The sequence below is a fragment of the Microbacterium hydrothermale genome, from assembly GCF_004854025.1.
GTDB lineage: Bacteria > Actinomycetota > Actinomycetes > Actinomycetales > Microbacteriaceae > Microbacterium > Microbacterium hydrothermale.
Genome location: NZ_STGM01000010.1, coordinates 70,608 through 97,299, shown reverse-complemented (window position 1 = coordinate 97,299; position 26,692 = coordinate 70,608). Strand labels below are relative to the sequence as shown.

Annotated in this window: 26 protein-coding genes; 9 read left to right on the top strand and 17 right to left on the bottom strand. The window is 65.9% G+C overall.

Features of this window, described 5'->3' with window-relative positions:
• The 8 genes from FB047_RS15925 to FB047_RS15890 all read right to left on the bottom strand — a co-directional run bounded on the left by FB047_RS15925 (position 1) and on the right by FB047_RS15890 (position 5,583).
• Positions 1-765, bottom strand: coding sequence for a carbohydrate ABC transporter permease (locus FB047_RS15925; RefSeq protein ID WP_136588183.1), 765 nt, complete (start codon positions 763-765; stop codon positions 1-3).
• A 165-nt stretch (positions 766-930) separates the two neighbouring features.
• Positions 931-1,371, bottom strand: a complete 441-nt coding sequence (locus FB047_RS15920; protein ID WP_136588182.1) for a BLUF domain-containing protein — start codon at positions 1,369-1,371, stop codon at positions 931-933.
• 11 nt (positions 1,372-1,382) lie between these two features.
• Positions 1,383-1,613: a hypothetical protein gene (locus FB047_RS17460; RefSeq protein ID WP_240752869.1), complete on the bottom strand. Its 231-nt coding sequence runs from the start codon at positions 1,611-1,613 to the stop codon at positions 1,383-1,385.
• Between the two features lie 206 nt (positions 1,614-1,819).
• Positions 1,820-2,431: a BLUF domain-containing protein gene (locus FB047_RS15910; RefSeq protein ID WP_167494268.1), complete on the bottom strand. Its 612-nt coding sequence runs from the start codon at positions 2,429-2,431 to the stop codon at positions 1,820-1,822.
• 224 nt (positions 2,432-2,655) lie between these two features.
• Positions 2,656-3,678, bottom strand: a complete 1,023-nt coding sequence (locus FB047_RS15905) for an SDR family oxidoreductase (protein ID WP_206311349.1) — start codon at positions 3,676-3,678, stop codon at positions 2,656-2,658.
• Positions 3,679-3,776: 98 nt separating this feature from the next.
• Positions 3,777-4,181 carry a hypothetical protein gene (locus tag FB047_RS15900; protein ID WP_136588178.1) on the bottom strand — a complete coding sequence of 135 codons (405 nt, stop codon included), beginning with the start codon at positions 4,179-4,181 and terminating at the stop codon, positions 3,777-3,779.
• Positions 4,182-4,218: 37 nt separating this feature from the next.
• Positions 4,219-4,461: a hypothetical protein gene (locus FB047_RS15895; RefSeq protein WP_136588177.1), complete on the bottom strand. Its 243-nt coding sequence runs from the start codon at positions 4,459-4,461 to the stop codon at positions 4,219-4,221.
• Positions 4,462-4,776: 315 nt separating this feature from the next.
• Positions 4,777-5,583 carry a hypothetical protein gene (locus tag FB047_RS15890; protein ID WP_136588176.1) on the bottom strand — a complete coding sequence of 269 codons (807 nt, stop codon included), beginning with the start codon at positions 5,581-5,583 and terminating at the stop codon, positions 4,777-4,779.
• 492 nt (positions 5,584-6,075) lie between these two features.
• Between FB047_RS15890 and FB047_RS15885 the strand changes: the two genes are divergently transcribed.
• The 4 genes from FB047_RS15885 (at position 6,076) to FB047_RS15870 (ending at position 12,941) form a co-directional block, all read left to right on the top strand.
• A complete protein-coding gene (locus FB047_RS15885) occupies positions 6,076-6,666 on the top strand; it encodes a recombinase family protein (protein WP_136588175.1) in 591 nt (196 codons plus the stop codon).
• Entirely contained in the window at positions 6,666-7,190 is a 525-nt protein-coding gene (locus tag FB047_RS15880; RefSeq protein WP_136588174.1) for a hypothetical protein, read from the top strand. Before FB047_RS15885 ends, FB047_RS15880 begins: the two co-directional genes overlap by 1 nt.
• A 271-nt stretch (positions 7,191-7,461) precedes the next feature.
• Positions 7,462-7,935: a hypothetical protein gene (locus tag FB047_RS15875; protein ID WP_076677824.1), complete on the top strand. Its 474-nt coding sequence runs from the start codon at positions 7,462-7,464 to the stop codon at positions 7,933-7,935.
• 320 nt (positions 7,936-8,255) lie between these two features.
• Complete coding sequence (locus FB047_RS15870) at positions 8,256-12,941, top strand: helicase-related protein (protein ID WP_136588173.1); 4,686 nt, start codon at positions 8,256-8,258, stop codon at positions 12,939-12,941.
• A 256-nt stretch (positions 12,942-13,197) separates the two neighbouring features.
• On the opposite strand, the gene FB047_RS15865 is transcribed toward FB047_RS15870, so the two are convergent.
• Positions 13,198-13,491 (bottom strand): hypothetical protein, encoded by a 294-nt coding sequence (locus FB047_RS15865; protein ID WP_136588172.1) that lies wholly within the window; start codon positions 13,489-13,491, stop codon positions 13,198-13,200.
• A 266-nt stretch (positions 13,492-13,757) separates the two neighbouring features.
• Here FB047_RS15865 and FB047_RS15860 point away from each other — a divergent pair, with 266 nt between their 5' ends.
• The 4 genes from FB047_RS15860 to FB047_RS15845 all read left to right on the top strand — a co-directional run bounded on the left by FB047_RS15860 (position 13,758) and on the right by FB047_RS15845 (position 17,592).
• Entirely contained in the window at positions 13,758-14,153 is a 396-nt protein-coding gene (locus FB047_RS15860) for a plasmid mobilization protein (RefSeq protein ID WP_136588171.1), read from the top strand.
• Positions 14,150-15,757 (top strand): relaxase/mobilization nuclease domain-containing protein, encoded by a 1,608-nt coding sequence (locus FB047_RS15855; RefSeq protein ID WP_136588170.1) that lies wholly within the window; start codon positions 14,150-14,152, stop codon positions 15,755-15,757. Before FB047_RS15860 ends, FB047_RS15855 begins: the two co-directional genes overlap by 4 nt.
• Positions 15,758-15,779: 22 nt before the next feature.
• The gene (locus tag FB047_RS15850; protein ID WP_136588169.1) at positions 15,780-16,610 is read left to right on the top strand and encodes a hypothetical protein; all 831 of its coding nucleotides are present in this window, start codon (positions 15,780-15,782) and stop codon (positions 16,608-16,610) included.
• Between the two features lie 172 nt (positions 16,611-16,782).
• Entirely contained in the window at positions 16,783-17,592 is an 810-nt protein-coding gene (locus tag FB047_RS15845) for a hypothetical protein (protein ID WP_136588168.1), read from the top strand.
• Positions 17,593-17,763: 171 nt separating this feature from the next.
• Here FB047_RS15845 and FB047_RS15840 read toward each other — a convergent pair whose 3' ends face one another.
• The 8 genes from FB047_RS15840 to FB047_RS15805 form a co-directional block, all read right to left on the bottom strand.
• Positions 17,764-18,132: a DUF4913 domain-containing protein gene (locus tag FB047_RS15840; protein ID WP_136588167.1), complete on the bottom strand. Its 369-nt coding sequence runs from the start codon at positions 18,130-18,132 to the stop codon at positions 17,764-17,766.
• Positions 18,132-19,805 (bottom strand): type IV secretory system conjugative DNA transfer family protein, encoded by a 1,674-nt coding sequence (locus tag FB047_RS15835; protein WP_240752868.1) that lies wholly within the window; start codon positions 19,803-19,805, stop codon positions 18,132-18,134. Before FB047_RS15835 ends, FB047_RS15840 begins: the two co-directional genes overlap by 1 nt.
• A gap of 71 nt (positions 19,806-19,876) precedes the next feature.
• Positions 19,877-21,559: a hypothetical protein gene (locus FB047_RS15830; RefSeq protein WP_420812660.1), complete on the bottom strand. Its 1,683-nt coding sequence runs from the start codon at positions 21,557-21,559 to the stop codon at positions 19,877-19,879.
• Positions 21,559-23,061 carry an SCO6880 family protein gene (locus tag FB047_RS15825; RefSeq protein WP_136588164.1) on the bottom strand — a complete coding sequence of 501 codons (1,503 nt, stop codon included), beginning with the start codon at positions 23,059-23,061 and terminating at the stop codon, positions 21,559-21,561. The genes FB047_RS15830 and FB047_RS15825 overlap by 1 nt, the downstream gene beginning before the upstream one ends.
• Entirely contained in the window at positions 23,061-24,425 is a 1,365-nt protein-coding gene (locus FB047_RS15820) for a TrbL/VirB6 family protein (protein WP_136588163.1), read from the bottom strand. Before FB047_RS15820 ends, FB047_RS15825 begins: the two co-directional genes overlap by 1 nt.
• Positions 24,418-25,149 carry a DUF8175 domain-containg protein gene (locus tag FB047_RS15815; RefSeq protein WP_136588162.1) on the bottom strand — a complete coding sequence of 244 codons (732 nt, stop codon included), beginning with the start codon at positions 25,147-25,149 and terminating at the stop codon, positions 24,418-24,420. Before FB047_RS15815 ends, FB047_RS15820 begins: the two co-directional genes overlap by 8 nt.
• Positions 25,150-25,168: 19 nt before the next feature.
• Positions 25,169-25,450: a hypothetical protein gene (locus tag FB047_RS15810; protein WP_136588161.1), complete on the bottom strand. Its 282-nt coding sequence runs from the start codon at positions 25,448-25,450 to the stop codon at positions 25,169-25,171.
• Positions 25,447-26,007: a DUF6668 family protein gene (locus FB047_RS15805; RefSeq protein WP_136588160.1), complete on the bottom strand. Its 561-nt coding sequence runs from the start codon at positions 26,005-26,007 to the stop codon at positions 25,447-25,449. Before FB047_RS15805 ends, FB047_RS15810 begins: the two co-directional genes overlap by 4 nt.
• A 190-nt stretch (positions 26,008-26,197) precedes the next feature.
• Here FB047_RS15805 and FB047_RS15800 point away from each other — a divergent pair, with 190 nt between their 5' ends.
• The gene (locus tag FB047_RS15800) at positions 26,198-26,692 is read left to right on the top strand and encodes a hypothetical protein (protein WP_136588159.1); all 495 of its coding nucleotides are present in this window, start codon (positions 26,198-26,200) and stop codon (positions 26,690-26,692) included.

Below are 26,692 nucleotides of genomic sequence, written 5' to 3'. Positions count from 1 at the left end.
CTAGCCCTTCACGGCGCCGGCCATGATGCCGCTGACCAACTGGCGTCCGGCGATGCCGAAGAGAAGAAGAAGCGGGATCGTTGCGAGGGCCACACCGGCGAGAACGAGCGAGTAGTTGATGAAGTTGCCCGCGGCCAGTGACTGGAGCGCGACCGGCAGGGTCGGGTTGCTGGAGGGTAGGACGATGAAGGGCCAGAAGAAGTTCGTCCATGTGGTGACGAAGGTGAAGAGGGCTAGCATCGCGGCAGCCGGGCGTGCGGCTGGCAGTCCGACGTGCAGGAATGTGCCGAACATGGAGCATCTGTCGATGCGTGCCGCCTCGATCAGTTCGAAGGGGATCGTGTTGCGGAGGTATTGAGTCATGAGGAACACGCCAAATGGCGTGACGAGCGTTGGGACGATGACAGCCCAGATGGAGCCCGCCCATCCGAGGTTCGACATTGCGATGAAGAGTGGGACGACACTGAGTTGCGTGGGGACGGCGGTGGTGGCGACGACGAAGACGAGTAGCGCGTCTTTTCCTCGGAAGGTGAGCTTCGCGAAGCTGTAGCCGGCGAGAGTCGAGAACAACACAACGCTGGCTGACACCGTCACTGACACGATGATGCTGTTCGTCAGGGCGAGCCAGAAGGGGACGGCGTTGATCGCCCCGAGCCTGACGTGATCGTCCAAGACTTCCAGTTCAACGAATGGGCCCGAGGCGCAGCCGTCGTTGCAATCCAGATGCACGCACTCGGCGTCGGCCTCGGACGAACGGTCACTCACTGAGGCAGCAAAAGACTCCCCGTTTGTCGGTCGCGACCACGCCGTAGACGTGCCGGTGGGCGTCGGCTTGGTCGACGCGGATCACGGTCCCGGTGTGCAACAGGGAGCGCCCATGCTTGTAGAGCTCGGTCCACCGACGCAGGTCTTCGTCGGCTTCGGATTTATCTAGGTGGCGCGTCCACTTCGGTGGCGGAACCAGGTGGTGAGCTCGCGGACAGCACGGATAGTGACGGATGTGTCGGAGCTGTAAAGGTCGTCGAATGTGTCGCGGTATCCCTCGGGCGGGGTGTCAGCGGGGACTCCGATGGGTTCGTAGCCCATGGTCCAGCTGGGGAAGTTGCGTTGCTGGAGGGTCTCGCGCAAGAGAATGCGCATGCCTGTGTGCCGGGAGTCCAGGCGGATTGTCTCCACGAGATCCCGAACCACATCCTCGGGGCCCTCGAGCACCTGAATAAACCGACCGCCGCGATAGAGGAGCATCCCGGTGAGGTTGCTCGTACTGTTCTTTTGCCGGCTGTGCTTCAGCAGGTCTTGGAGGTCGACGGGGCTGAACGGCTTCGTGGCGGTGCTGGAGTAGACCACGGAGTGCAGTGCCTGGTCGGGCATTGTAGATCCTTTCACCACTGCGGGGGCTTCTGGTCGGGTACGGGCGGAGATGCTACCGCGGCCATCGCAGTCGCTCGGTCGGGAAAGGTGCCGATGTCGCGTGAGAAAGCGTCGAAGGCAACATAACTCTCGCTGGGGAGACGGTCGATGTAGCCGATGAAGTTGCCGCGGTGGCTCCCGACAAAAAATCCCTCCTCGACACGCGACCAGCTCACCTCGTCAACCTGGGGTTGGTCGGACATGTCGCGCCTTCCTGTGTTCATTAGCGAGCGAGTTACGCAGCGGGTTCCTTAGTGAGGGGACTTGCTCGTGCGATGGGTGGTGGCCGTGCGGCGTCATCGACTCTCCTGCCTGGATGCCGTCGGGATGCTCCCCCCGTTTCTAACTGACCCTGACGCCGCGACCGGCTGGTTGCGGATGCCGCGGAAACGTGTGGGCGATACGTGCACTACAGCAACACGCCCTCGAGAGCCCAGATTGCGTTCTGGGCCGTGGAGCAGGGGTACTCCGTCGCTGATGACGTAGGAGGCACTCGGCATTCCGCGCATCGCACGCGGGGCAAGGAAGTCTCATCAAGGACAGTCTCCGGGCGGTGGCCGTGGAGGATGATCGCCAACCCCGCAACCAATCGATCTCCACTGACCAGCGCCCGGCGCAAGACTGCGGCACGCCGCGCGACGTAACCATCCTTGGCAGCGTCTGCGCCGACAAGCTCTGCGGTCGGCTCTGGCCACCCACTCCCGCTCGATGGCAGGAGTGACACGGCGTCGAGATCATCGAAGCCCATCGACCACTGCGGAAAGCGACGGGCCGCGTGATTGCTAGACCACACCTTCATAACGTCTTTGTGTCTCTCGTCGATCTGGATGCGAGAGAAGAGAGATTCCACCTCCTGCTCCTCACCCTCCAGCACTTGCATCACCCTCCGCCCGCGCAACAGCAGCAGCCCCGAGATACCCCGACGAGCATTCGCCGCGCGAGACGCATCCAGCATCATCGCCACGTCCTCGGAGGCCGTGGGCGAGACCAGGGTGCTGACGTAGACAGTGGTGTGGATCACAAGCGAACCGTACGACATGCCGGACACTTACCAGGCTGGCTTGCGCCAGACCAAACGGAAAGCCGGCAACCAGATCATCGCCCACCTCAGCACCTAGGGGTGCAAGTGCAGCAGCTCCGCTGTCTCGACGTGGAATGGATCAGCTCCGCCCTGGCAGCCGAATCCTCACACGGCCGCCCCCTCCGTCTCGTCGGGCCTCAAATACTCCGCCCGCCTGCTTAGGCTCATCGCAGCTGGGGTAGAGACTGCTTATATCTCAGCTTTGTGGCGGTGAAGCCACCTACGACGGCGGTGATGAGAGCGAGGGCGAAAAGCACGGGTCGCCGGTGCCGGATGGCCCACGTTTGTGGGCTGAACGAGTGGGCTTCGTCCGAGAAGATGCCTCGGGCGCCGTGGTCGCCAGCGACGGGTTCCCAGAGGTTTGGATGTTGGGTGGAGCGAGGTCTGCCCGTTTGCACCTGACCGCTGTATGCAGTCTTGGCGAGGAACCAGTCGAGAAACCGTCCGGCGAAACGCGCCCCGAGGATGGTGGCTGCGGTAGGTTCACCCACCCAGGTGCGTCGACGCGGGACGTCAGCGACGTCGGCGACCGCGCGGGCCCCCACCTCGGGTTCGAAAATGGGAGGTACGGGTTGTGGGTGTTCGGGGAAGTTGGATTTGACCCAGCCGAACTGTGTTGTGTTGAGCGCGGGCATGTCCACAAGGGAGATGGCGACCTGGCTGTTGTTGTGAGTTAGCTCCGCGACAACGGCGTCGGTGAATCCGTGGATGGCGTGTTTTGCGCCGCAGTATGCCGATTGGAGGGGGATGCCCCGGTGGGCAAGGGCGGATCCAATTTGGATGACGTGACCTGCGCCCCGCGGAGTCATGCGGCTGAGTGCTGCGCGTGTCCCGTTGACAACTCCGAGGTAGGTGACACTCGTGGCACGGTCGAAGTCCTCGACGGACGTCTTAAGGAACTCCGAGATGGTGCCAGCCATGGCGTTGTTGACCCACAGGTCGATCGGGCCAAGGTTGGCTTCGATTTCTGTCGCGGCTGCGTCGAGGGCTTCTGAGTCGGCGACATCCGCGCTGACGGCGTACCCTCGTCGTCCACGTGCCTCGATTTCTCTTACGGTCGCGGCCAGGCCATCCGCACCTCGCGCCAGAACCGCCACGTCCCACCCGCGATCCGCGAGCTCCCGGCTGATTGCTCGACCCAAACCCGCCGAGCCCCCTGTAACGACAGCCACACCTCGCGTGCTCATGGTCAGCTCCCTCGTCATGAAATTGTTTTGTCGAAACCGTACATTTCCGACCAGGCGGCACGAGGGGGTTGCAAGACGGCCCAAACCTCAACATCGACTCAGGCGCGCGAGGGTTCAGCTCCGGGGCGGTCGCCGGGGCGCCCGCTGTACCGGTCCCATTCGAGGGCCTTGAATTGCAGGAAGGTGCAGAGGTTTCCTGCGACGACGAGTTCTGCCGCGAGGGAGGCGAGAGCGTGGGGTGCGAGGGTCAAGTCGTCATCTCGCGCCGTGAGAGTGGCCTCCCAGAGGGGTTGGTCGTACCCGGTTGCCTGAATGATGATTGCGGCGTTTGCGTGATGGAGGTTGACGATCACCAGACCGGTGTCGGCGGTGTCGTCGTCCTCTTGAGGGGCGACATGGACGTCGCCGGCAATGAGGTGTCCTTGAGCGCGAAACTCCTCCACCCATTCGGTGAGGAGGGTGGCGCTGCGCCTGGGGGGTGAATTGGTCAATTCGGGTTCCACACGATGATCGTAGAGGTGACCTCCGACACTGCCGCCGTCACCGTTTGCGGGGCCACGGCTGGATCAGGTAGGTGTCAATATCGACCGACCACCCGGCTTCGGTGCGATTGGCCCATCCGCTGTCGAAGATCCATGCCGCATCCATGTGTGCGCGCGCCGCGGCAGACCCACCGAGCGGATCATTCAGGGTGACGGTGCCGACGTTCTTAGCGATCAGACCGTCCCGGATTGCTCGCACGAGTGAGCGTCGTTGGCTGGGTTCGAGGTCGTCGTATGCCACAGCTGAGAACGCTAACGAGCAGCCCACACCCAACGGCCCGCTTGCACCCGCCGATGGAATCAAGTACATCGACGAGGAATCGTCTCTGTTATCGGCTATGAACGCACCGTCGCCTTGGGGGAGGGAGGTAAACGCCGCGCAGGCCGTTTTCCCGAAGCCGACAACATCGTGCCGCTAGACGCGAAACCCTGCCGTCACCAGCAACCATCCCCGTGTCCATCTGCCTCGCCACCTCTGTGCGCCAGCGTCGCTGTCCACTCCTGCCGTGACGGCGGGCACGGGCGTATTGCGAGTTTCACCCGGCACAGTTGCGCGTCAGGCTTCCTGTGCTGCGGCACGGTGGTTCCATAGAACGTGCGCCGCGGTGATGATGTCGTGCGCGACTTTTAGGTGATTCCAAATCGCGACAGCGCTCGGGTCCACCTGCGCAACCGGCTCGTCACGCACGTCTACACCGATGAACGTCATGTCCGCCAGCTCGCGCATGTTTGCGGGTTCTCCGTGTGCGATGGAGCTGGCCGTCGACCAGTACCAGTAGCCGAGGGCGTCGCCCAGGCCGGGTACGTATGTGCCGGCTTCGCTCGCGAGCGTGCTCGGACTGATGGGTTTTGTGGCGCGTTTGACTTCGAGTCCGGCGTCTGTGGCCATTGTCGCCAGGTCCGCGAGCTGCCCATTGACAAACCTCTCCTGCGCAATGAAAGCGTCCTGCGCGTCGGGGCCGGCTAGTTCGGTGAACTTCATGGCGAGCTTGCGAGAGTAGGAAATCTCGGTGTATCGAAGCCGTAGGGATCGGGCTATCCGTTCGTCACTTTCTTCAGGCCCGAGAACCCACAAAGCCGTGTTGGCAGCTTCGAGGAGCCCTCGAATCAGTACGAATTCGGCCGACAGGTGGAGCCGCATCCCCCTACGATCATCGCTCAGGACCATGCTGTCGAAGGCGCGCATGAGATTGTGAAACGTCTGGATGCCGTTGTCCGCTTGATGCGCTGGCGACACGAGCGAGAGCGGGTCGGTCTTCGTCGCCGCGCTGCGCTTCTCAACGGATAGCTTCGGCAGCCGAAGTTTGTCTTCGCGGAGGTCGGAGCCGTCTTCGCGCGACATAACCCCGTCACGGCCGTTCATCGCGTCCCTCCACCCATTGAGGAGACCGGCAATCTTCCGTTGCGCCTGCTCCTCGGAAACCTCGTCCCCGTGACGTTGTATGTAAGAGCCAACGAGGCCGACGAACCGGTGGTGAAATCTGCCGCCATGAGCACACGGTAGGCGCCGAGGGTTCCTCTTTGCTGGCATCCCGTGCGAAATGTTTCGACAGGCCCGTCAGGGAGTGCTTCGTAGGAGAACCCGAGCTGGGCTGCTCGCGCGGGTGTGTCCGTGGTGCGAAACCGATCGGTTTCGCACTACCGCCTGGGAGTCGTCGAGTTCTCGAGATCTGGCGGGTCATCGTGATGCAAAATCTTGGTGAAGTAGCTGTCCGAATGGGGATCGCTATCCGGTACGGCAGGGGCCGGCGGCCCAGCGACACGGATTCCGCGAAATCCCGCGGGGGACACTCGTACCGCATAGGCGTCCGATTGCGCATACCGTTAAGGGGAGCCTATGCGGTACGCTCCGCGTATGAGGGTGGGATACGCGCGAGTCTCGACAATCGAGCAGGACGCCGAGCGACAAGTGGCTCGGCTGCTCGAGCTCGGCGTGCCAGAGGACCGCATCTACAGCGATGTCGGTTTCAGCGGCGCGAAAATGACCCGGACCGGGCTGGACAACGCCCTGGCCGCGGTGCGCGAGGGCGACACCTTCGTCGTTCCCGCACTCGACCGTCTCGCGCGGAGCACCGAAGGAGCGCTCGAGGTGATCCGCAGACTGACGGATGCTGGGGTGATCTTCCAAAACGGCACCACGCCATACGATCCGAAGGACCCGATGGCGAAGCTGTTCTTCACCATCCTCGCCGCCGTCGCCGAGGCGGAAGGCGGGTGGATCAGCTTGCGCACGCGCGAGGCTATGGCGCGACCAAAAGTCCGCGCGAAGCTGAAAGGCCGGCGCCCGAAACTGACCGAACGGCAGGACGAGAACATCGCCAAGCACATGGCCGCGGGCGATCTCGCGGTCGCGGAGATCGCGCAGATGTTCAACACGTCACGCACGGGCGTCTACCGAGCTCAGGCGCGCCATCAGGCGCGCAGCGCTCAGAAGGTGGGGGAGTGATGGACACGCTGAGGATCGTCGGCCTGGTCGTCGGCGGGGTCATCCTGCTGGGGGCCCTGGTGACCATGGGGGTATGGGTGCCGAAGGTGCTCTACCGCAGCCCGGAACCCGGCAAGCTCGACGGCCTCACGGTGAAGTTCACCGATGCCCGCGTGTCCGAGGACCGCGTCATCGACCGCACGTGGGCGGTGTCGGTGTACATGCAGAACGAGGGCAGCCGCCCGCGGGAGATCCCGCGCATGGCCTACGACACCGCGTTCTGGTCGAACAGGCGAACGGGCGTGACCCGGGCTCGCACCGAGTACAAGGGCCACCTCGAGCACGATTTCCAGTACGAGGTAGTCCAGGGCAACGGCGTTGTCGCCAATCGCGTGCTCAACCCCGGCGACACCCCTGCCGTGTTCACCGCCTACGTCACGATGCCGGGGGACCAGTACCCCGAAGCGCTGGATATCGCGTCATTCGACGGGTCTCAGGCCGCCAAGCATCTGCGCGGGCGCCTACAGGTGAGCGCTGACGCATGATCTCTTCCACAAGGGGCCAGGCCCCGCGCCTTTCCGGAGGGCTGTCGATAGCCTCGATCACACGGCTGATCGAGGGGGGCAGAGATGGCACCACGTCGTCGCGCGCAGCGGCCACACGAAGGGCAAGGCGTCTTCGACCTGTGGGGGCTGTCCGAGCAACAGGCCGACCAAAGCATCGAGCAGGCGCGGAACGCGCCGCCCGCGCCCGTCGAGCAGCAGCTCGTCGACGGGCAACTGGACTTCAACTTCGACGAGGACACGGAGGTTCGCGATGAACCGGTACGGGATGCTCGCGCGCGAGCACTGGACGAAGTACGCACCCAGCAGAGTGGCGCAGCTGGAGAACCCGGACGAGTTCTTCGAGAGCCTGGGGGAGCAGGTAGCGGATCGGGTGACGACCCTCTCTCGGATTCTCGAGGGGCAGCATCGCCCGTCCCCGGACTACCTGGACCAGGTGGCGCTGCTGAACGCCTACCGGAAGCAGGCGGAGGAGCGGGCGCTGAGCGATCTGGTCTGGTTGACGCCGGATCAGGTGGAGTACGACGAGACGGAAGCGGCATCCCAGGAACTGGGGGAGCTTCCCGATCGGGCGGAGCTCGAGCGGCAGATTCGGTACCTGCAGGAGGATCAGAGCGACCCGGACTCGGCGCTGCTGACGGCGGTGTACGAGGAACGTCTGGCGCAAATGCAGCAGACGTTGGCGCGGATCGTGGAACTGGAAGCGAAGGTTCCCGAGGGGTACTGAGCTTCCGTCCTGCCGCGCAGGACGATCTGGCACCCTCCGGTGCCAAGGCGCGCTTCCAGGCGAACATCGCCGCCATCGAGACCGTTCGTCGGCTCGATGCAGGGCAGCGGCCGGCTACCGCCGATGAACAGGCCACGCTCGCGCGCTGGTCGAGTTGGGGCGCCATCCCGGGGGTGTTCAACGAACGCCGCGACGACTGGGCGCGTGAACGGGAGCAGCTGCAGAGCCTCTTGACGGACGCGGAGCTCACCGCCGCGCGCCGCACGACCATCAACGCGCACTACACCGACCCCGCCTACGTCGACGCAATGTGGGCGGCGATGCAGCGCCTCGGCTTCGAGGGCGGGCGCGTGCTCGAGCCGGGTAGCGGCGCGGGGACATTCATGGGCATGGCGCCGGTGGGCGCCGAGATGACCGGTATCGAGCTTGACCCGCTCACCGCCTCCATCTCGCACGGGCTCTATCCGGCCGCAGATGTGCGCACCGAGTCGTTCGCGGACACCCGCTTTCCGCGGGCATCGTTCGACGCCGCGATCGGCAACGTCCCGTTCGCCGACGTCGCGCTGCACGACTCCACGCACAACCGTGGCGGGCACTCGATGCACAACCACTTCATCATCAAGTCCCTCGCCCTTACGCGCCCGGGCGGGCTCGTCGCCGTGCTGACAAGCCGGTTCACGCTCGATTCGCAGAACCCCGCTGCCCGCCGCGAGATGAGCGACATGGCCGACCTGGTGGGCGCGGTGCGCCTGCCCACCGGGGCACACCGTCGCGCCGCCGGCACCGAAGCCGTCACGGACCTCCTCATCCTTCGTCGACGCGAACCCGGCGCCGAGCCCGCGGACGCGACCTGGGAGAGCGTCACCCCGCGGCTCATCGACGGGGAGAAGATCTACGTCAACTCCTACTTCGACAACCGACCAGACCACATCCTCGGCGCGCTCGAGGTGGGAACCGGTATCCACGGCTCCACCACGCTGCAGGTCCGCGGAGATCTCGCAACCGCGGCCGCGCAGCTGGACGCCGCCCTCACCGACATCACGACCAGCGGCATCGAACGCGGGCTCACCATGGCGGCGCCGAGCGCCGACGTTCTCACCGAGCGGGAAACGCGTGTCACAGCCGATCCTGCGCTGTGGGACGGAACCATCGTCGACCAAGGCGGGGGAGAGTTCGCCACCGTCGCAGACGGCGCGCTGACGCCGCTGAAGGTGCCCCGCACCCACGCGCGGGAACTCGCAGCGCTGCTCGGGCTTCGTGACCAGGCTCGCGCCCTGGTCACACGGGAGGCGCGCGAGTCGGAGGACACCGACGAGATGGTGGCGCAGCGTCAGGCGCTGCTCGCCGACTACCGCGCCTACGTCGACTCCTACGGCCCGATCAACCGGTTCAACGAACGTTCCACCGGCCGCGTCGACGCGGAGACCGGAGAGGAGATCCTCGCGCGGGTCATGCCGAAGGCGGTCAGTCTCATGAGAGATGACCCGTTCGCGGCGCTCACGCTGGCGCTGGAGCGCTTCGACGAACAGACCCGCACCGCCGTGCCCGCCACGCTCCTCACGGAACGTGTGGTGGCGCCGCGCTACATCGCGCAGGGCGCCGAGAACGCTCAAGATGCACTCGCCCTAAGCCTGGATCGCACCGGCAGTGCAGACCTCGCCGTGATCGCCGACCTGCTCGGCGTCGACGAAGCCGACGCTCGCGAACAGCTCGGCACACTCGTCTACGACGACCCCGCGACCGGTGGCATCATGCCGGCCCCCGAGTACCTTTCGGGAAACGTCCGCACGAAGCTGGAAGAAGCCGTCGCCGCCGCCGAAACCAACCCGACTCTCGAGGTGAACGTCACCGCGCTTCGCGAGGTGATGCCCGAACCCATCGGCATGGAAGAGATCGAGCCCCGTCTCGGCGCCGTGTGGATCGACGCTCCTACGCACCAAGCCTTCCTGCGCGACATCCTGCAGGACAACAGCGTCACCGTGGAGAACCCTCTTCCCGGCAAGTGGAACGTGCGCGGGCAGCGGTGGGGCATTCGCGCCACCAACGAGTGGGGCACCGATCGGCGCCCCGCTACCGACATCGCCGCAGCACTCATGGAGCAGCGCAACCTGATCGTGCACGACACGATCAAGGACGCTGAGGGACGGGAACGCCAGATCCCGAACGCCGTGGAAACGGAAGCCGCGCAGGAGAAAGGCCAGGCGCTACAGGCACGGTTTGCGGAATGGGTATGGGAAGAACCCGAGCGCGCTGCCCGCCTGCACGACGAGTACAACCGCCGCTTCAACAGCCTCGTTCTTCGCGACTACTCCGCCGCCGGCGACCACCTCACGCTGCCAGGGCTCGCGAGCAGCTTCACGCCACGCCCGCACCAGCGCGGCGCGGTCGCGCGCATGATCGCCGAACCCGCGGTGGGGCTGTTCCACCAGGTCGGCGCGGGTAAGACCGCCGAGATGGTCATGGGCACGATGGAGCTCAAGCGCATGGGCATGGTGAACAAGCCCGTCGTCGTGCTCCCGAACCACATGCTCGAGCAGTTCTCCCGTGAGTGGCTGCAGATGTATCCCCAGGCGAAGATCCTTGCGGCGTCGACCGCCGATCTCACCGGGGACAAACGACGTCGTTTCGTCGCGCGCGCCGCGGCGAACGACTGGGACGCCGTGTTGATGACGCAGAGCGCGTTCAAGACGATTCCCCTCTCGCCTCAGTTCGAAGCGGACTACATCCAGGCGCAGACCGACCAGCTTCGCGCCGCCCTCGCTGACGCGCAGGGCGAGGACGCCAAGTCGATCAAGCAGATCGAGAAAGCCATCCTCCGAGCCGAGGAGGCGTACCGAGCGAAGGCCGATATCCCGCGTGACCCCGGTCTGGAGTTCGAGAGCACGGGAATCGATTACGTCGTCGTCGACGAGATGCACATGTACAAGAACCTCACGGTCGTGTCGAACATCCAAGACGCGGGCAAGGTCGGATCGAAGCAGGCCACCGACCTGCACATGAAGCTGGAGTATCTGCGCAGCCAACACGGCGATCGCGTCGTCACCGCCGCGACCGCAACGCCGCTGGCCAACTCGGTCACCGAGGCCTACGTGATGCAGCGCTACCTCCGACCGGACCTGCTCGAAGAGGCGGGCATCACCTCGTTCGACGGATGGGCGGCAACGTTCGGCGAACAGGTCACCGAGTTGGAGATGGGACCCGCAGGGGACTTCCGTGTGAAGACCCGATTCGCGAAATTCCAGAACGTCCCCGAGATGCTGCGCATGTGGCACGTGTTCGCCGACGTGAAGACCGCGGAAGACCTCAACCTCCCCACCCCCGCGATCGCGGCACGCGACAGCGACGGTGAGCGCGCTCACGCGACCGTCGTCATCCCGCCGTCTCCCGCCATGCAGGAGTACATCGCAGAGATCGCCGACCGCGCGGAGCGGGTGCGCGCCAAGCAGGTGTCGCCCACCGAAGACAACATGCTCAAAATCTCCGGCGACGGCCGCGCCGCCGCCCTCGATATGCGCCTGGTGCGTCCCGGCGTCGAGCCCGATGGGCTCGGCAAGCTGGACTACGTTGCTGACCGCGTTGCCGAGCACTGGCGACGCGAACGTGGCCTCATCTTCACCGACAGCACCACCCGCGAACCCTCGCCCATCACGGGCGGTTTGCAGCTGGTGTTCTGTGACCAGAGCACCCCCGCCGCAAACCGCTGGAACGCCTACGACGAACTACGCACCAAGCTCACCGAACGCGGCCTCCCGGCCGACTCGATCCGCTTCATTCACGAAGCGAAGAACGACGCCGAGAAAGGCCGGCTATTCGCCGCCGCCCGCAGCGGACACGTCGCCGTGCTGATCGGATCGACCGGGAAGATGGGCGTCGGAACGAACGTCCAGGACCGCATCACGGCCATGCACCACGTCGACTGCCCGTGGCGTCCCAGCGACCTCGAGCAGCGCGACGGCCGCGGCATCCGCCAGGGCAACCAGAACGACGAGGTGGCGATCTACCGGTACGTCGTCGAGCGCAGCTTCGACGCCTACTCGTACCAAACGGTCGAGCGGAAAGCGAAGTTCATCAACCAGATCATGCGGGGCCGGCTGGACTCGCGCGAGATCGAGGACATCGGCGAGTCCACGATGAGCGCGTCGGAGGCGAAGGCCCTGGCATCCGGTAACCCGCTCATCCTGGAGAAGGCGCAAGCCGACCAGGCGCTGCAGAAACTCCGCCGTCAGGAGACCGCGCATCACCGCGCCCAATCGTCCCTGAGCACACGCCGCAGCAGCGCCGTGAAGGAGATCGACAGCGGCCAGCAGATCGTTGCCCAGTTGCGTGAAGCCGCCGCCCGCTCAACCGATGTCAGCGGCGACAAGTTCCGCATCGAGCTCGGCGAACGGACCTACACCAGCCGATCAGAAGCCGCCGAAGCTCTCGGCGCTTGGGCCCACCGACACGGCCTCCAGTACGGCACTGCCATCCCCGTTCCCGAACGCATCGGCTCCATCGGCGGGCACGTCATCACCGCGCACACCGAGCGCCAGTACTACGCCACCACGGGCGGAAAGAACATGCTCAGGCTCACCCTCGAAGACGCCCCCGGCATCGGCGTCACCGTCGATCCGGCAGAAGCGCTCCGCAACAACATCGGCACGATGGTGCAACTCGGAAACCGTGTCGACAGCATCCCCACCGTCATCGCAGAACACGAACGGCGGATTGCAGACGCCCACGCTGTCATCGCACAAGCCGACTCCCGCCTGGGTGCCCCGTTCGCTCACGCCGACGAACTCGCCGCCGCGCACCAGCGCGTGCAAAGCATCGTCGAACAACTCAACGCACAGGCCACGCCGGAACAGCCGGCGCCGTCCGAGTCGACGAGCGCAGAGCCGAAGTCGCCATTCGCCGCGGCATTCCCGCGCACACTCGCGCGGGACCTCTCACGAGGCGGATCAGCGGCGTCCGATCGACGGTCCACATCGGCCCCGGTCATCGAGCGCGAAGACCTCGAGCGCTAGTCATTTGTGAGCATCCGTTCCTCTCCCAGCTCCCCGATACTTGCCGCTCTTCGCGCAGCTAGCCCCGTCAAGGGTGCGGCGCCTGCCGCATCACGTAGTGACGCGAAGCGCCCTTGACGGGGGCTAGCTGGGTAATACCTTCCGGCATCGGGGTGGTGGGTCCGTGGACGTGACGAGGGTCCCGCTGTCCACCTGTGGGCGGGTGGAGCCCGAAGGTAGGTCAGGCCGTCCACAGGTGGTCAGGGGGATACGCAACTCATTCCGTTACGGACTCTTCCGAAGTGGTGCTCTGGCGACGAGACTGCCGCCGCGGACGGGGCGTCTTCGCTGCCTCGGCGAAGCCGATCTTGCTCAGCTCACCGCTCGTCCAACCCGCGCTCACGGCCGCGGCGTAGGAGCGGCTGTAATCGCTCTCGGCGGCGGCGACACGCTCGCGAGCGTCGGCGAGTTCGACGTTCGTTCGAACGAGGTCGTCGATCATCGCGAGGCGCGATTCCTGCAAGTCGCGTGCGCGACGCAGCACCTCATCGGGGTTCATCACGTTGGCCATGTCGTGTCCTTCTGTCGGGGGGATGTGAGACGGCGCGCAGCGCGCGCTCAACATCGAGTGTGTCAGCCACGGACGCGCACAACAACCCGTGAGTTCTTCTTGCTTCGATGACTAGAACCGATACTCGAATGCACCCGGTGGGGAGCAAGCTATACATTTAGGTCCCCTAAATGGCCCCTTTCCTCCCGCTGGGCGGCCGGATGCGGCACACTGTAGGTGTGGTCCCGTGTTCTACGGGTCGTTGCACTGGGCGAGAGGACGAACGGATGACGGACAACGCGCGTACCGCTCAGAGCCGGCGCCGCCGCGCGAACGTCAAGGGTGGACGCGTCGCGGAACACCGCGTGAAGGTGTCAGCCGAGGAAGAGCTAGCGCTGGTGAAGCGTTCCAAAGAAGCGGGTGTCACGGTCGCGCGCTTGCTGGTGGAGGCTGCTCTTTCGGACGGTGACGGCAAGACCGCCGTGCAGCGCCGGGATGAGCTCACTGAGTTGTTTCACATCCGACGCCTGCTGGCGTCGGTGTCCAACAACGTCAACCAGATCGCGCGTGCCGTGAACGCCGGCCACGGCGTCGACGGCGAACTGAAGCACACACTCGCTGCCGTTGATCGCGTTTGCGGATCGCTCGATGCCTACATGAACGACAGCGTGGTCGCGCGATGATGCCGAACATCACACGCGGCGACCGCATGGCGGGGCTGATGATGTACCTCGCCGGCCCCGGACGCGCCAACGACCACAGCGACCAGCACGTCGTGGCCGGACACGACGTCGTGATGCAGGCCGCCCGTGGAGCGTCCTTGCAGGACTCCGACACGGTGCTCGATCTTGCGCTCGTTCTCGACCAACCTCGACGCCTCTACGGCACTGAAGTGACCGCTCCCGTGTACGAGTGGGATGACGCCAGCCAGCGCAAGATCAAGGTCGGCGAGAAGGACGCGCACGTCTGGCACTGCTCGCTCAGTCTGAACCCGATCGAGGGACCGCTCAGCGACGCGCAGTGGAACGCCATCGCGACAGACTTCGTGAACGAGATGGGCTTCACCGACCCAGACGGCGGTAAGTCCTGTCGCTGGGTAGCTGTGCGTCACGGGCTGTCGAAGAACGGCAACGACCACGTGCACATTGCCGTCAGCCTTGTCGCCGAGGACGGCACGAAAGCTCGCATCCACAACGACCACCACCGCGCGCAGGCGGCGGCCAACAAGCTCGAGCACAAGTACGGACTCCAGGTGCTGGAATCCCGCGAAGCTGAGCGCGAGACGGTGCGCGGGAACAAGCCCGGCGACCTTCAGCGCGCAGCACGCGAGGGTGACGATGTGACCCAGCGCGACGAGCTCCGACGCCGCCTCCGCGGCGCGGCCACCGCGGCGCGCAGCGAAGCCGAATTCGTCGCACAGGCGCGCGACGCTCGCGTGCTCGTACGTCCTCGTTTCGCGAAAGGCGACACGTCGCGAGTTGTTGGTTACTCGGCCGCTCTGGTTCCGACCGTGAAGGACGGCGAGCGTCCCCAGCCCGTGTGGTTCGCCGCGTCCAAGCTGGACACCAACCTCGGGCTCGGCTCGCTCCGGGAGCGCTGGGGAACCGACGCGGACGCCGAGGCGCAGGCCGCGGCCGTTTGGTCCGAGCGGCACCAGAACCTGCGGGCTGGAACCCCGGACGTTCCCGCAGGGGTGCGCGCGAAGCGTCTGCCCCTGCACGTCGTGCAGCAGCTGAACGAATCTGCTCAGCAGATCGTCGTGCCCGACCGCACGGCCCGCTTTACGCGGGTAGCAGCCGTCGACGCATCGGGAGCGCTCGCCCGCGCCTCGCTGTACTTCGAGACGACCAGTCACGGTCCCATCGCCAAAGCATCGGACGTGCTGGCACGGGCATCCCAAGCCAGCCGGTACGACCCCAACCAGCCCGAGCGACAACGGATCGAGCGCAAGCAGCTCGGCGCCGACGCCGCCTACGTCTCACGACTTGCGGCGCGCGCGGTCGGTCGCGACAGCGCTGCAGGATGGCTCGCTGTCGCTCGCCAGATCTCCCGTGTCGGCAACGCCGTCGCCGCGGCCGAGCGCGCCCGCGGCCGACTCGCCGCCGCCCAGGAGACGACCGCCGCGGTCACCGCCGCGGTCGCCGTGATCGAACGCGCGGAAGCGCAGCGCACCGGCGCCACGGCGGGCACGTCGTCGGCTACCCAGCCTGGACGCCCAGGGGCTGCTCCGAGCATGCGACCTACAGTGTCGCCCACGACCCCCGACAGCGACCGCGGCCGCGGATAACAGCACGAGAAAGGACACGAGCATGGACGAGGAAGACGTCATCGGCAACGAGTTCGACCGGGTGCTTCGCGCCGCAGCAATGGGGGCAGGACAGGCAGCCGAAGGGCTGCGCCGTCGCGCCCAGGTGCGCGACGAGGCTGCACGCGCCGAGGTGATGCAGAAGCAGCGCGACCAGGCCAACCTCACGGCCACCATCTACGAGCGCGTCCAACGGGACGAGTTCTGGCGCAACGCGAACGGTGAGCGCGTCGCCAACGCCGCGACATACGGCGCCACGCTCTACAACCACGACCCGAAGGCGCGAGAGATCTACGAGATCGTGCGCGAACGCGCGAACAGCCAGTTCGGGCTGAACGTCGACGAGCTCCGCGCCGCGCACCCCGAAAACGAGGAAGCGCGACGCAACGCCCTTCTCAACGCCGTCGACGACCGCCTGGCAGCCCTGCGTGCAGACGCGCAGGCTGCAGACGACCGCTCAGAGGCCGCACGCGAGCGCGACGAGGAAGACCAGGCCAACGACGAGCAGCGCCAGCCTCACGCCGATCTGGCGCGCGAGCGCGCCGAGGCCGCGGATGAACGCGCCGAGGAACGCGAGGACGTGGCCGCGTTCCACCGTGGCGAAGAACGCGGCCACCAGGCCGAGGCACGCGGCCTCGATGGAAGCGGGAACGACACAGCCCGCGAGAAGGGTCTCAGCCCGCGGCAGCTCGAGGTGAAAAAGGCGGTCGACCGCAGCTTCCCCGAGCCGGCCGGCGAGTCCGTCGCCCGCGGTCTGCGCCGCGGATCACCCCGCGCACGCACCGCGCGCGGAGGATTGGCCAGCCGCGAACAAGTGCAGGAGATCTCGCGCTAGAGGTACACACGCGGCCGCGTCGGTCACCTAAGGTGCCGGCGGCGGCGTTGTGCGGCCGACCGGGAAGCGGTGCGGTTCGTCACGAGACGGTGCGGGCCCCCAGTGGGGTTACGCCGTCGATATACCGACAATCGGATACGCTCACGACAACCTGACTCGACGCAGTTTCTACATGGGGGTTGCTGTGCGCCGAACTTCGCTGCCCGCCGTCTATGCTCCAGCCGTCATAGTCCTGTTGCTGACAGGATGCAGCGCCACAGAGCAACCCGAGCCGGTCGCCTCCGGGATTGCTGTCGCTCCATCGGTAGACGCCTCCCCTCCTGAGGAGACAGCCGCTATCGACGTGACTGTACTTCCTGAGGACGTGCTACGTTTCCACCTCTTCCCCTCGTTGCCTGCCTCCACGCAGGAGCGCCTCAGCCGGATGGACGCGATGGACTTGGCCGAGTTCCGTGCACAACCAGCGGTGGATCAACTGTTCTTCGGCGACTACATCCTCGACAACAACCGAGAGATCGCGGTTCACCGTCTGAGCAAGAACGGAATAGTTGGCCTGGATGATGCGCCAGACTCTTCCGATCTGAAAGATGTGGCTGACCAGCAAGACTTCAACTTCGCGCTCCTATCTACTCTGAAGGAGATGGGAGAAGACGGGATTAGCTTCGACTCCTTGACCGCGAAGAAGGCCAGCGTCATAGTTGCCAACCCGTCCGAGATCGAACGCCAGGCTTACATTGACGGTCGCATCAATGAGTGGGGCGCTAGCACGGCGACCTTCATGGCATTGTCCCGCGTGCTTGCGTCGGACGTTGGCGACGACGGTGTGATCAGAATCAATGCCGAAAGCCCCACCGGGGACAAGACATACGACGTCCTCAGCCTGAAGAAATTCACCAACTACCTCGGCCAGGAAGATCAGATGTACACGACGGACCTCAGCGTCGTATCGACGGACGTTCGTTATACGGACCTCTTGAAGTAGCGCGTCATCGATCGCTTCCACCGGAGTGCGGGGATTCTCACGTGGAGAACACCCCCGTCAAGGGTGCTGAGCGTCGCTGTCGCGATGTGCTGCGCTCACCCTTGACGGGGGTGTTCTCTACGTCGGACCGCTGGTTATTCGGCGCAGCGGAAAGGTGCGTGCAAAGGTCTGTCAAAACATGCCGCGCGGCGCGGGTGTTGAAGGCCAGGCGTCAGGAACCGTGCGCTCGTCGCCGAGCTTGTCGAGGCGCCAGAACGGTCCGTTCTCGGACGTGAGCTCGCGCATCGTGGGGTCGAGGTAGTCGCGGAAAAAGACGGCCATGCCTGTCGGCCCTTCGAGGCGGAGGTACTCGAACGATCGCCAGAGCGCTTCGAGCCGCATCGCGACTTCCTGGTACTCCCACCACCGCGGGTCCCAGCGATGCTTCGCTGGGTTGCGGCGGTAGGTCGGCAACAGGAACTGCTCGACGAACTCGGCGACGTTCGCGTAGGTCGTCTCGACGACTTCGATGTCGTCGTCGTCTCGTTCGATAGCGTCCATCAGGCCACGTCCCTGCTCGAGGAGGCGACGGCGCGAGCTTCGTAGTACTCGCGACTGTCGTTGACGGCCTGGGCGTATGGCCGCTTAGAGAAGTGGTTCAGCTTGATCAGCGTCGCCGGGGCCCCGGATGCCAGGAGTACCGCGCGGCCGCGCGGCATCGCCGTCAGATCGGCGGTGTCGAGAATGCGCTCTCGCTGCAGGCTCGTCGTCACGCTCCGTCCCTTCGACTGCGACGACGAGGACCGCTTCACCACGTCGTGGTCACCGATAAGGCTGGCAAGGAACGGCAGGAACTTGTCTTCGGCGAGGCCGGCGCCCGCGACACGGATGTTGGCCGCGGACCAGAGCTTGCTCATCCCGGTCTCCCCGAACGCTTCAACTCCCTGCGCCCAGGACTGGAAGAACGCCGACATGATGATGCCGCGTGAGCCGTAGTGCGAGTACACGTCGGGGAGCTCGCGCCAACGGCACACGTTTGCGGCCTCGTCGAGCACCGCCATGAGCGGGGTCGGTAGCCGGCCCCCGGCTTGCGTGGAGCCGTACCGCTCCGCGGCCATGAGAATCGCCATGGTGAGGGCGCCGGTGATCGCTCGAGCGGAGCCGCCACCCTCCTTCGAGATCAGGTAAATGGTGTCCGTGGAGCGCACGAACGCATCGGGGTCAAAGTGCGGCCGCGATCGCGTCTCGTCGGTGATCCAGGGCAGCACCTTGGTGTTGCCCAGAACGCTGATCCAGGGGCGCAGCGTCTCGTACACGCCGTCGCGCTGCTTCTCCGTGAGGTTCTGCGTCTGCCGAAGCGCACGGCCCTGCTCTGTCTGACCGTTCTCGGAGAGGATCTGCGCGGGGTCGTCAGGGGCTCCCGGACGAGAGTCCGGGTCGTTGGCCCAGGCGAACACGTTGCGCACCGACAGGCCCCCGAGGGCCGCGGCGAGCATGAGACGGGATAGCGTCTCGCGTCCCGCCGACTCGAAATAGGCGTCCTGCTTGGACCCGGCCGCGGTCGCGGACGTGATGAACACGTCAGCCATCTTCTCCGCGGTCTCCATGTCGTGCACGAACGACAGCGGGTCCCACCACCAGGTGGGTTCCTCCCCGATGATGTGCTGCACGTCATGCACCCAGACGACACCGTTCTCCGAGCGGGGGCCGCGGGAGAGATCCACGATGTCGCGCTTGTTGGAGGTGGCCAGGACCGGGCCCCGGGTCTCCAGAATCTGCGGGACACAGACGCACGACGTTTTACCGGCGCGGGGTCCCATGATCCATAGCTGCACCCACTCCCACGAGGCATAGAGACGCTTGCCGCTGGGAATGTGGCTGGCCAAGGTGACGCCCGGGCCGGCTTTCTCGGCGCCGAGTCGGGCGCTATCGGCGCGTGCCGCCGGTTCCAGGAGGTCGGCGACGTCGCGCGTCTGCCCCATCGAGGACGCCTTGTGGTCCACGCGGGAGCGCTGGTTCCACTGCTTCCAGATCGCCCAGCCGAGGATTCCGACGAGGCCGACCACAACCACGGCCATCACGATTGTTGAGCCGATCTGAAGGGCCGTGGGAGGAAGCGTCCCGCGAAGCATGGCGGTCAGCACTGTGCCGATGCCGCGGTCGGGCAGGTTCTCGATCGCGGGGTTCAGCTGCGCGCCGACCCACACCACGGCGAGGCCGACGAGCCCGAGCATGAGGACGCCGCCGAGGATGATCCAGCCGAGGTCGTTGCCGGCGGGCTGAGCGCGGCGGTTTGCCTGCCTGCTCATGCGTCCACCGCGTCGTACTCGTCGACGGGATCGAGGCCCATGGCCGCGGTGCCCTCGGCGCGCGCCTGTGCCTGCTGCCAGGCGCGGTTGGTGTTGTTCACCTCGAGCTCGGTCGGGGTCAGCACCACGGTGAAGGGGATGCCGGGCTTCTTGCCGAGCTTTAGCAGGAAGTTCCCGCGTCCGGGAGGGGCCGCGGAGCGGCCGGTTTCGGGATTCACCGCGCTCTCTGCAGACCAATCCGAGATCATCGTGGTCTCCGTCTGCGACATGGCAAACACCTTCTTCAGATTGCCCATCTCGGCGTCTGCGAGGCCACCGAGGAAGACCATGCCGGATCGCTCGACGAAGCCGGATGCGATCTTGCTGAGGTGCTCGGAACTCAGCTCGAGGTCGTTCATCGTGTGGGTGATCATCACCTGTCCGATGCCGCGCTGACGGTTCAGGCGCGTGAGCGAGTCGAGGAAGTAGACCATGACGTCGGAGGCGCGCAGCATCCGCCACAACTCGTCCATGACGAGGAAATAGTGGCGCTGCTCTTTCAGGCCCGCCTCCGCCAGGTGCTTGTCAGCCGACACCACGGCGGAGCCGTAGTTCCAGCACACGGTCTGAACGGCCGCGTGCATCTGGTGATCGGCCTCGTCGATGGTCGACACGTCGAAGACCATCGGCCGTCCAACCTCGATGTGCTCGGTTGTTTCACGCGCAAACATGTCGCCGAAGGGACCGTTCGGGCCCAGCGCGGTGAGCCCGTCGACGAGGCTCTGCACGCGCTCGTGATACCGGTTCACATCGTCGCGATCGATGGCGAGGGCGGCGAGGCGGGGTTCGCGGTTGCGCACCAGGTCGGTGACATCGCCGATGACCGGAGTGCGCTCAGATCGCTCGTCAAGGATGCGCAGCGCTTCCGAGAGAATCGAGCGTTCGAAGGACTCCAGGGGCCGATTGTTCACCAGGGCCACCAGGCCGATGACCTGCGTCAGCCGGCGCCCGCGCATCTCTTCGAGCGCCTGTCGGCGGTGCTCCTCGTCGGGAATCTGCTCGAGCTGGCCCATGAGTGGGCCGAGGTCGAGCACGTTGAGCGCGCCGACACCGCGGCCGAGGCGGATGACCTGCCCGTCCATCGCGGCCATGAGGTCGGCGTAGTCGGGTTTGGTGTCCGAGAGGACCATGGGGACGATGCCCCACCCCTCGAGGATCGCGAGGATGTGACGGACGAGGCTGGACTTACCCAGACCCGGGCGCCCGATGACGAAGGCGCTGGGGTTGCCGATCAGGTTCGCCAGGAACCAGCTGATCGGGTCCGCACACACCACGGAGCCGGTGGTCAAGTGCCGCCCCAGCGGGGCGCCGACCACGGGGCTTCCGGAACCGGCAATGAAGGGCCAGAGGCCGCACACTTGTACCGTCGTCCCCTGGTACTCCACGGGCGTTTCGATGTAGTTGACGCGGCCGGTGCCGCGTCCGGCCCAGCCGCGGCGACCGGGACGGATCGCCGCGTCTGCGCGGCCCGCGGCGGCGCTGTTGAAGAACTCCTGCAGCCGGTCCAGGGCGCCAGAGGACTTCGGCTGTGCCGTGGACAGGCGCTTGGCATCCCGCCGCGTCTGGCGGGCCTTCTTCGGAGACAGCGTGAGGGACAGATCGTCGTCCGAGTAGGGACGCCGGTTGTCGCGGCGGGCCATCACAGCCACGCCCGCATCTTGTCGTCGAGCAGCGAGTGTTCGGCGAGGACAACCCCCAACGGGAGCCCCGCCTGGAAGGCGACCGCTTGATTGCCGAGCGCGGGGCGGATGCGCAGACGCGCCGCGTTGGCCATCGACGGAATGATCTTGTCCAGGCGCGGGAAGTCATCCGACGTCGCCGTGGTCGCCGTGATGATCATGCCGAAGCGCACCAGGCCGGCGCCCTGTGCCTCTTCCTGTGCGGCCTTCTTCGCGTAGGCGAGACGCTGCTCCTGGCGGGCGCTGATGCGCTGCTTCTGAGAGCCCGCGAACGCGGCGTTGTTGATGTCGCTCTCCACCAGCGACGCGCTCTCGGACGACGGGATCGGCCGGTACAGGATCGTCACGCGCTTGCGGAGGACGTTCGGGGTCGGTTCCATGATGCGCCGCAGAGCGGTCGAGTAGAACTGCCCGCGTGGGCCCTCGAACATCTCCCACGTCTTCGACACGGCGCGATCGTGGAAATACCGGTCCAGCTGGTCGTCGTGGAAGACAGGACCCGCATCGGGCCAGGACAGGCCCGTCCCGCCCTCCGCGCGTGCTTCCTCGATGAGAGATGCCACGGTGGGGTCGTAGCTGGTGCGGGTGAAGTCGATGATGTCCTGCGCGGTGCACGCGCGCACAGAGGTTCCCGCGCCCGTCGCGTAGAGATTGCCGATTAGGCTGGGCAGCCGGTTGGCGATCTCTTCGACCATGATCGAGATGCCGCGGTCGTTGGCGTCTTTGTCGAGTCCCTTCCCGGAGAAGGTCACGGCGATGCGGGTGGTCACCGAGGGTGAGCCCGAGTTGTAGTGCTCGGGCAGTTCGTCGATGACGGCGGCGGAGAATGCCGAGGCGTTCTCGCTGAGGTTCCCGCGCGTCATCCGCTCGAGGCGAAGGCCTGAGTCGGGCGCTGTTTCGACCGTGACGCTGGCGCCGACGATGCCGCCGTCGACGCCCAGCTGTGCCATCCATGCACCCCAGTGCCCGACCTGGGAGTCGATGACCTTCTGATCGACCAGCTGGTCACCGTCCGGGAACGCCTCGAGTACCACGGTGTAGTGCTTCGTGGCGCGCACGCGGATCAGACCAAAGGGGTTGCCGTAGGCGTCGGTGTGCTCGGAGAGCTCGCTTGCAGCGAGCAGGCCCGGGACGCGCATCTTGCCGTCCGGGACGCGACCGGCAGGGCCGGCGAGGTAGAGGTTGTTGCCCTTCTTCGCTTTGCGGCGGTGCGCGAACATGAGCACGCCCCTTTCGTAGATGTTTCGGCCGTCAGCGCGTCCGCGCCACAGCATGAGGCCCGCAGCCGTCGCGCCGACAGCGACGACGAGCAGCGCACCCAGGATGTTTCCGGTCACCAGGAGCAGCACCATGAGGATCACGACGGGGATCAGCGCGAGCGAGACCCCCATCGGCAGGCCCAAGATGCCCAGGCGCCCGGGCTTGACGATGTTTCCGTAGGTCACGCTGGCGTTCTCAGACATCACTGCTCCTCCGCGGCGTCGTCAACGTTGCGGTTGATGGTGCGGGCCCCGCCCGCGGTCAGATCGGCAACACGTCCCGTGTTGTCTCGGCGGCGCGTGGTGGGTGCGACGGACTGTGCGCCGCCCGCCGCGGCGCCGCGCGTCGGCGCGGCAGAAGTTTGCGCACCACCGCCCGCGCCCCCTGAGCTCGAAGGTGCAGCAGAGGCGCCGCGGCCGTTCTGCGTGCTCGGAGAGCTGCTCGAGGGTGCAGCGCTGTCGCCGCCGCCCGTGCGGGGTGCCGTGGCGACAGCTGCGCCGCCCCCACCCCCACCGCTGTTGTTGGCGGCGGTGCTGGCGACGGCTCTCGCTCCCTGCCCGGTGGCGGCCGCGGCGTTACCCGCGGTCGATGCCGTCGTTGCGGCACCCTTCGCCGCAAGAGCGCCGCCCGCGGCGGCGCCGGCGCCCAGAGAGACGACCGCGGCGCCCGCGGCCACACCGCCCGCGGCGAGTCCGGCACCCGAGAACGCCGACGAGACACCGCCAGCGGCCACCGGGGCGATGAACTTGATGATGGCTGGCAGCGCCAGCCCTGCGATCAGCAGCGTCATCACGCCCACCGACACGTGGTACAGCGAAGCGCCCAATTCATCCGTCGTCGTGAACGACGGCGGCGTGCGGATCAGGAGCAGCCCGAGAGCGTAGATCACAGCTGCGACCGGCTTGAACAAGATCAGTGCCAGAAGATACCCCTGAGCCTTCTTGAAAGCCTGGTTCCCCGCCTCCGTGGCGGATGCCGCAGCCAGAGCAGGCAGGAACGCGAACACCAACGTGACGAGCACGCCACGCAGGATCATGAGGATGACGTTCATCAGACTGCCGAGCAGAGCCACGATGCCCAAAAGGACACCGGGGCCGACGCCGGCCGTCATGATCGCCTGTGTCGTGAGCAGCTGCGTGAGGTCGAGATCCTGGGTGCCGGTGGCCCGGGCGATGATCCAGGGGGCGAAAGAGTCCCCGGCGAGGATCAGTGCCGTGGTGGCAGCGGCGTACACACCGGTCACCACGATGAGGTTCACGATCATCTTCATCGCAGGAATGCCATCTCGGAACGAGTTCGAGAAGATCATGCGGATTAGGGTCACGAACAGCCCAACGATCGCAAGGACGATCGTGTAGAAGTGCAGACCGCTGGTGATCTGTTGGATCGCGTCGGACTGCACATCCGGGGAGGGGATGTTGATCCAGAAGCTGGTCAGCCACCCCAGGAACTGCACCGCGCCGTCCGCGAGAGAGCGGACGAACTCCTGAATACCGCCCTTGACGACATTGCCGATCCCACACCCGACATCCCAGACTGGGCAGTCGCTTAGGCCTCCATCATTCACCGGCAGACCACGGGGTGTATCGGGCGCCGCTGTACTGCTGTGGAAGCACAGTCGATGTCGCATAGTCGACGAGCCAGGTTGACCTCGTCTGCTCCCAGACAAGATTCACTGTCGACGAGGCTTCGACGTCACCCTGCACGAAGATCATCTGCACGGAGACGGCTTGAGGCTCGACCGCCTTGAACGTGAAGCCGGCAATCTGAGCCACGCGGCCCGCGGGCTGGTCGCGGTTGGCGTTTTGCGTGCGAGCGATGAACTGCTCGCCGCCGCCATTGTCGACAGCGTTCGCCTTCACGACTGCTGCGAAGTCCTCGCTTGCGGCCCATGTCACTGCGTTGGCTGCGGCGAAGAGGGCGCCGGTGGGGGAGTGCGCGAAGCAGCCCCAGGGCCCGTCTGAGTCGACGGGCCCGTACTCGGTGCTTGTGGGATAGAAGAAGTACCGCTCCGGTACCCATTCGGCCGGGGGGCCGGCGGTGGGAATGTCCTGGTTGGCGGTGTTCACGTCGCACGCGCCGCCGCTGGTGGGGGGCGCGCTCGTCGTGCTCGGCTGAGAGGCGCCTGATGTGTCAGACGGCTCGGCGCCGGGCTGCGCGGCGTCGTTCTGCCCCCCACGTCCCAGGGCGAGGACGAGAACGATCGCCACCGCGACCGCGACGACGAACAGGGTCGAGACGATCCACCATCGGTTGAAGGGGGTGTTGGTGGCGGTGCCGTCGTTGCTCATGGCAAGTCCCGTCCAATCGTTAGATGAAGACCTGGATGATGACGCCCGCGGCTGAGGCCAGGACGCACACGATGATCGCGAGAACGATGCCCTTGAAACTGTTCACTTCGCGACCGGTGAACGCTGCGAATGCGAGCGTTCCCGCCGAGATGAGGAAGCCGGCCATGCCCGCGACGATGACGATCCAGCTGATCCAGTTCAGGACGGTGAGGATGCCGTCTGTGCCGGGCGGCTGCTCGGGGGTGGGGTTGGGCAGTGCCACGACCGCGTGAGAGAGGGCGGTGAGTGCGTTGCTGATCATGCTGGGTTTACTCCTGTAGGTGTGGCGAGAGAGCGAATGTTGGCGAGAACCCGTCTGAGACGGCCGCCGATGGTGAGGGGCGTGGGGGCTTCGTGGCGCCAGTTCTCCTGCCAGGGGATGTGCCACCCGCGCGGTGTCATCTGTCCGAGGCGGCGAGCGACGAGGCGCTGTTGTGAGGTGAGCTTTGGGCCGTCGTCCACCATGACGACGCCCAGCAGCCGGGATGCCGGAAGCTGATCTGCCCCCCACAGCCGTGCGAAGCGGCTGGCCGCCGCGACGCCCGCGTGATGGGTGCGCGCCACGGCGAGGACCGGCATATCGGGGAGTGGGCGGTCCCAGCCGGTGAAGACCGGCCAGGCGCCGTGGCCGTCTACAACGTCCGTGCCGAGGAGCGAGCAGAGCGTGGTCGCTCCCGCCCCGCCGTGCAGGCCGACAACGGTCAGCAGCGGCCGGTTGGTGGTGTTTTGCGTGGGCCAGGGTGCGAGACCGTCGATATTGCTGTTCGGGACGGCTGCGGGCGTCGACGGGCCGCGCAAAGCCACGGCGTTGTTCCACACCCGGTCTGGTTCGTCGCGTTCCTCCGGGTCGGCCGTCGGTACGGCCGGGGGGAGGAAGGGGTTCCGCGGACGGAGCTCAACGCTGCGTGCTTCTGCCAATCCGTGCCCCCGAGTTCATGCATAAGAATTAATTCTTGGTTATAGACAACATCTCGTAGTGTCTATAGAAGCACAAATGGGGGAGGGCGTCATGGTGAGAGCACGCAAAACGTCGGCCGTGGTGGCCGCGGTGATCTTCGTCGCGATGACGGTGGGTTGCTCCGGGGGAGAGGCAGAACCTGGCACGTTACCTGCTGCCAGCCCGGCTCTGTCAAATGCGCCGACCGCTTCAGCGGCATCCGCCGACACCCTCGACGACGAAGAACACAATGCGGGGACCGACACGGCACAGGCTGCACTGAAGGCGTTCCTGCAGCGCGACCTGCCCTACGACAGTTGGTGGGCTCAGCTGAAGCCGATGCTTACCCCAGAAGCGGTCTTCGCATACGAGTACACGGACCCGCAGAGCGTGCCCGGCACGACCATCACGGGAGAACCGCTTGTGTCAGCGGCGCCCAGTGCCACCCAGCTGAACGTGTTGATCCCCACGGGAATCGGGCAATACTTGATCGTCCTGTACCGCGAGAATGCTCGGGCGGGATGGGCCGTCGACCGGCTCACGCCCCCCGAACAGGCGGGCCCCTGA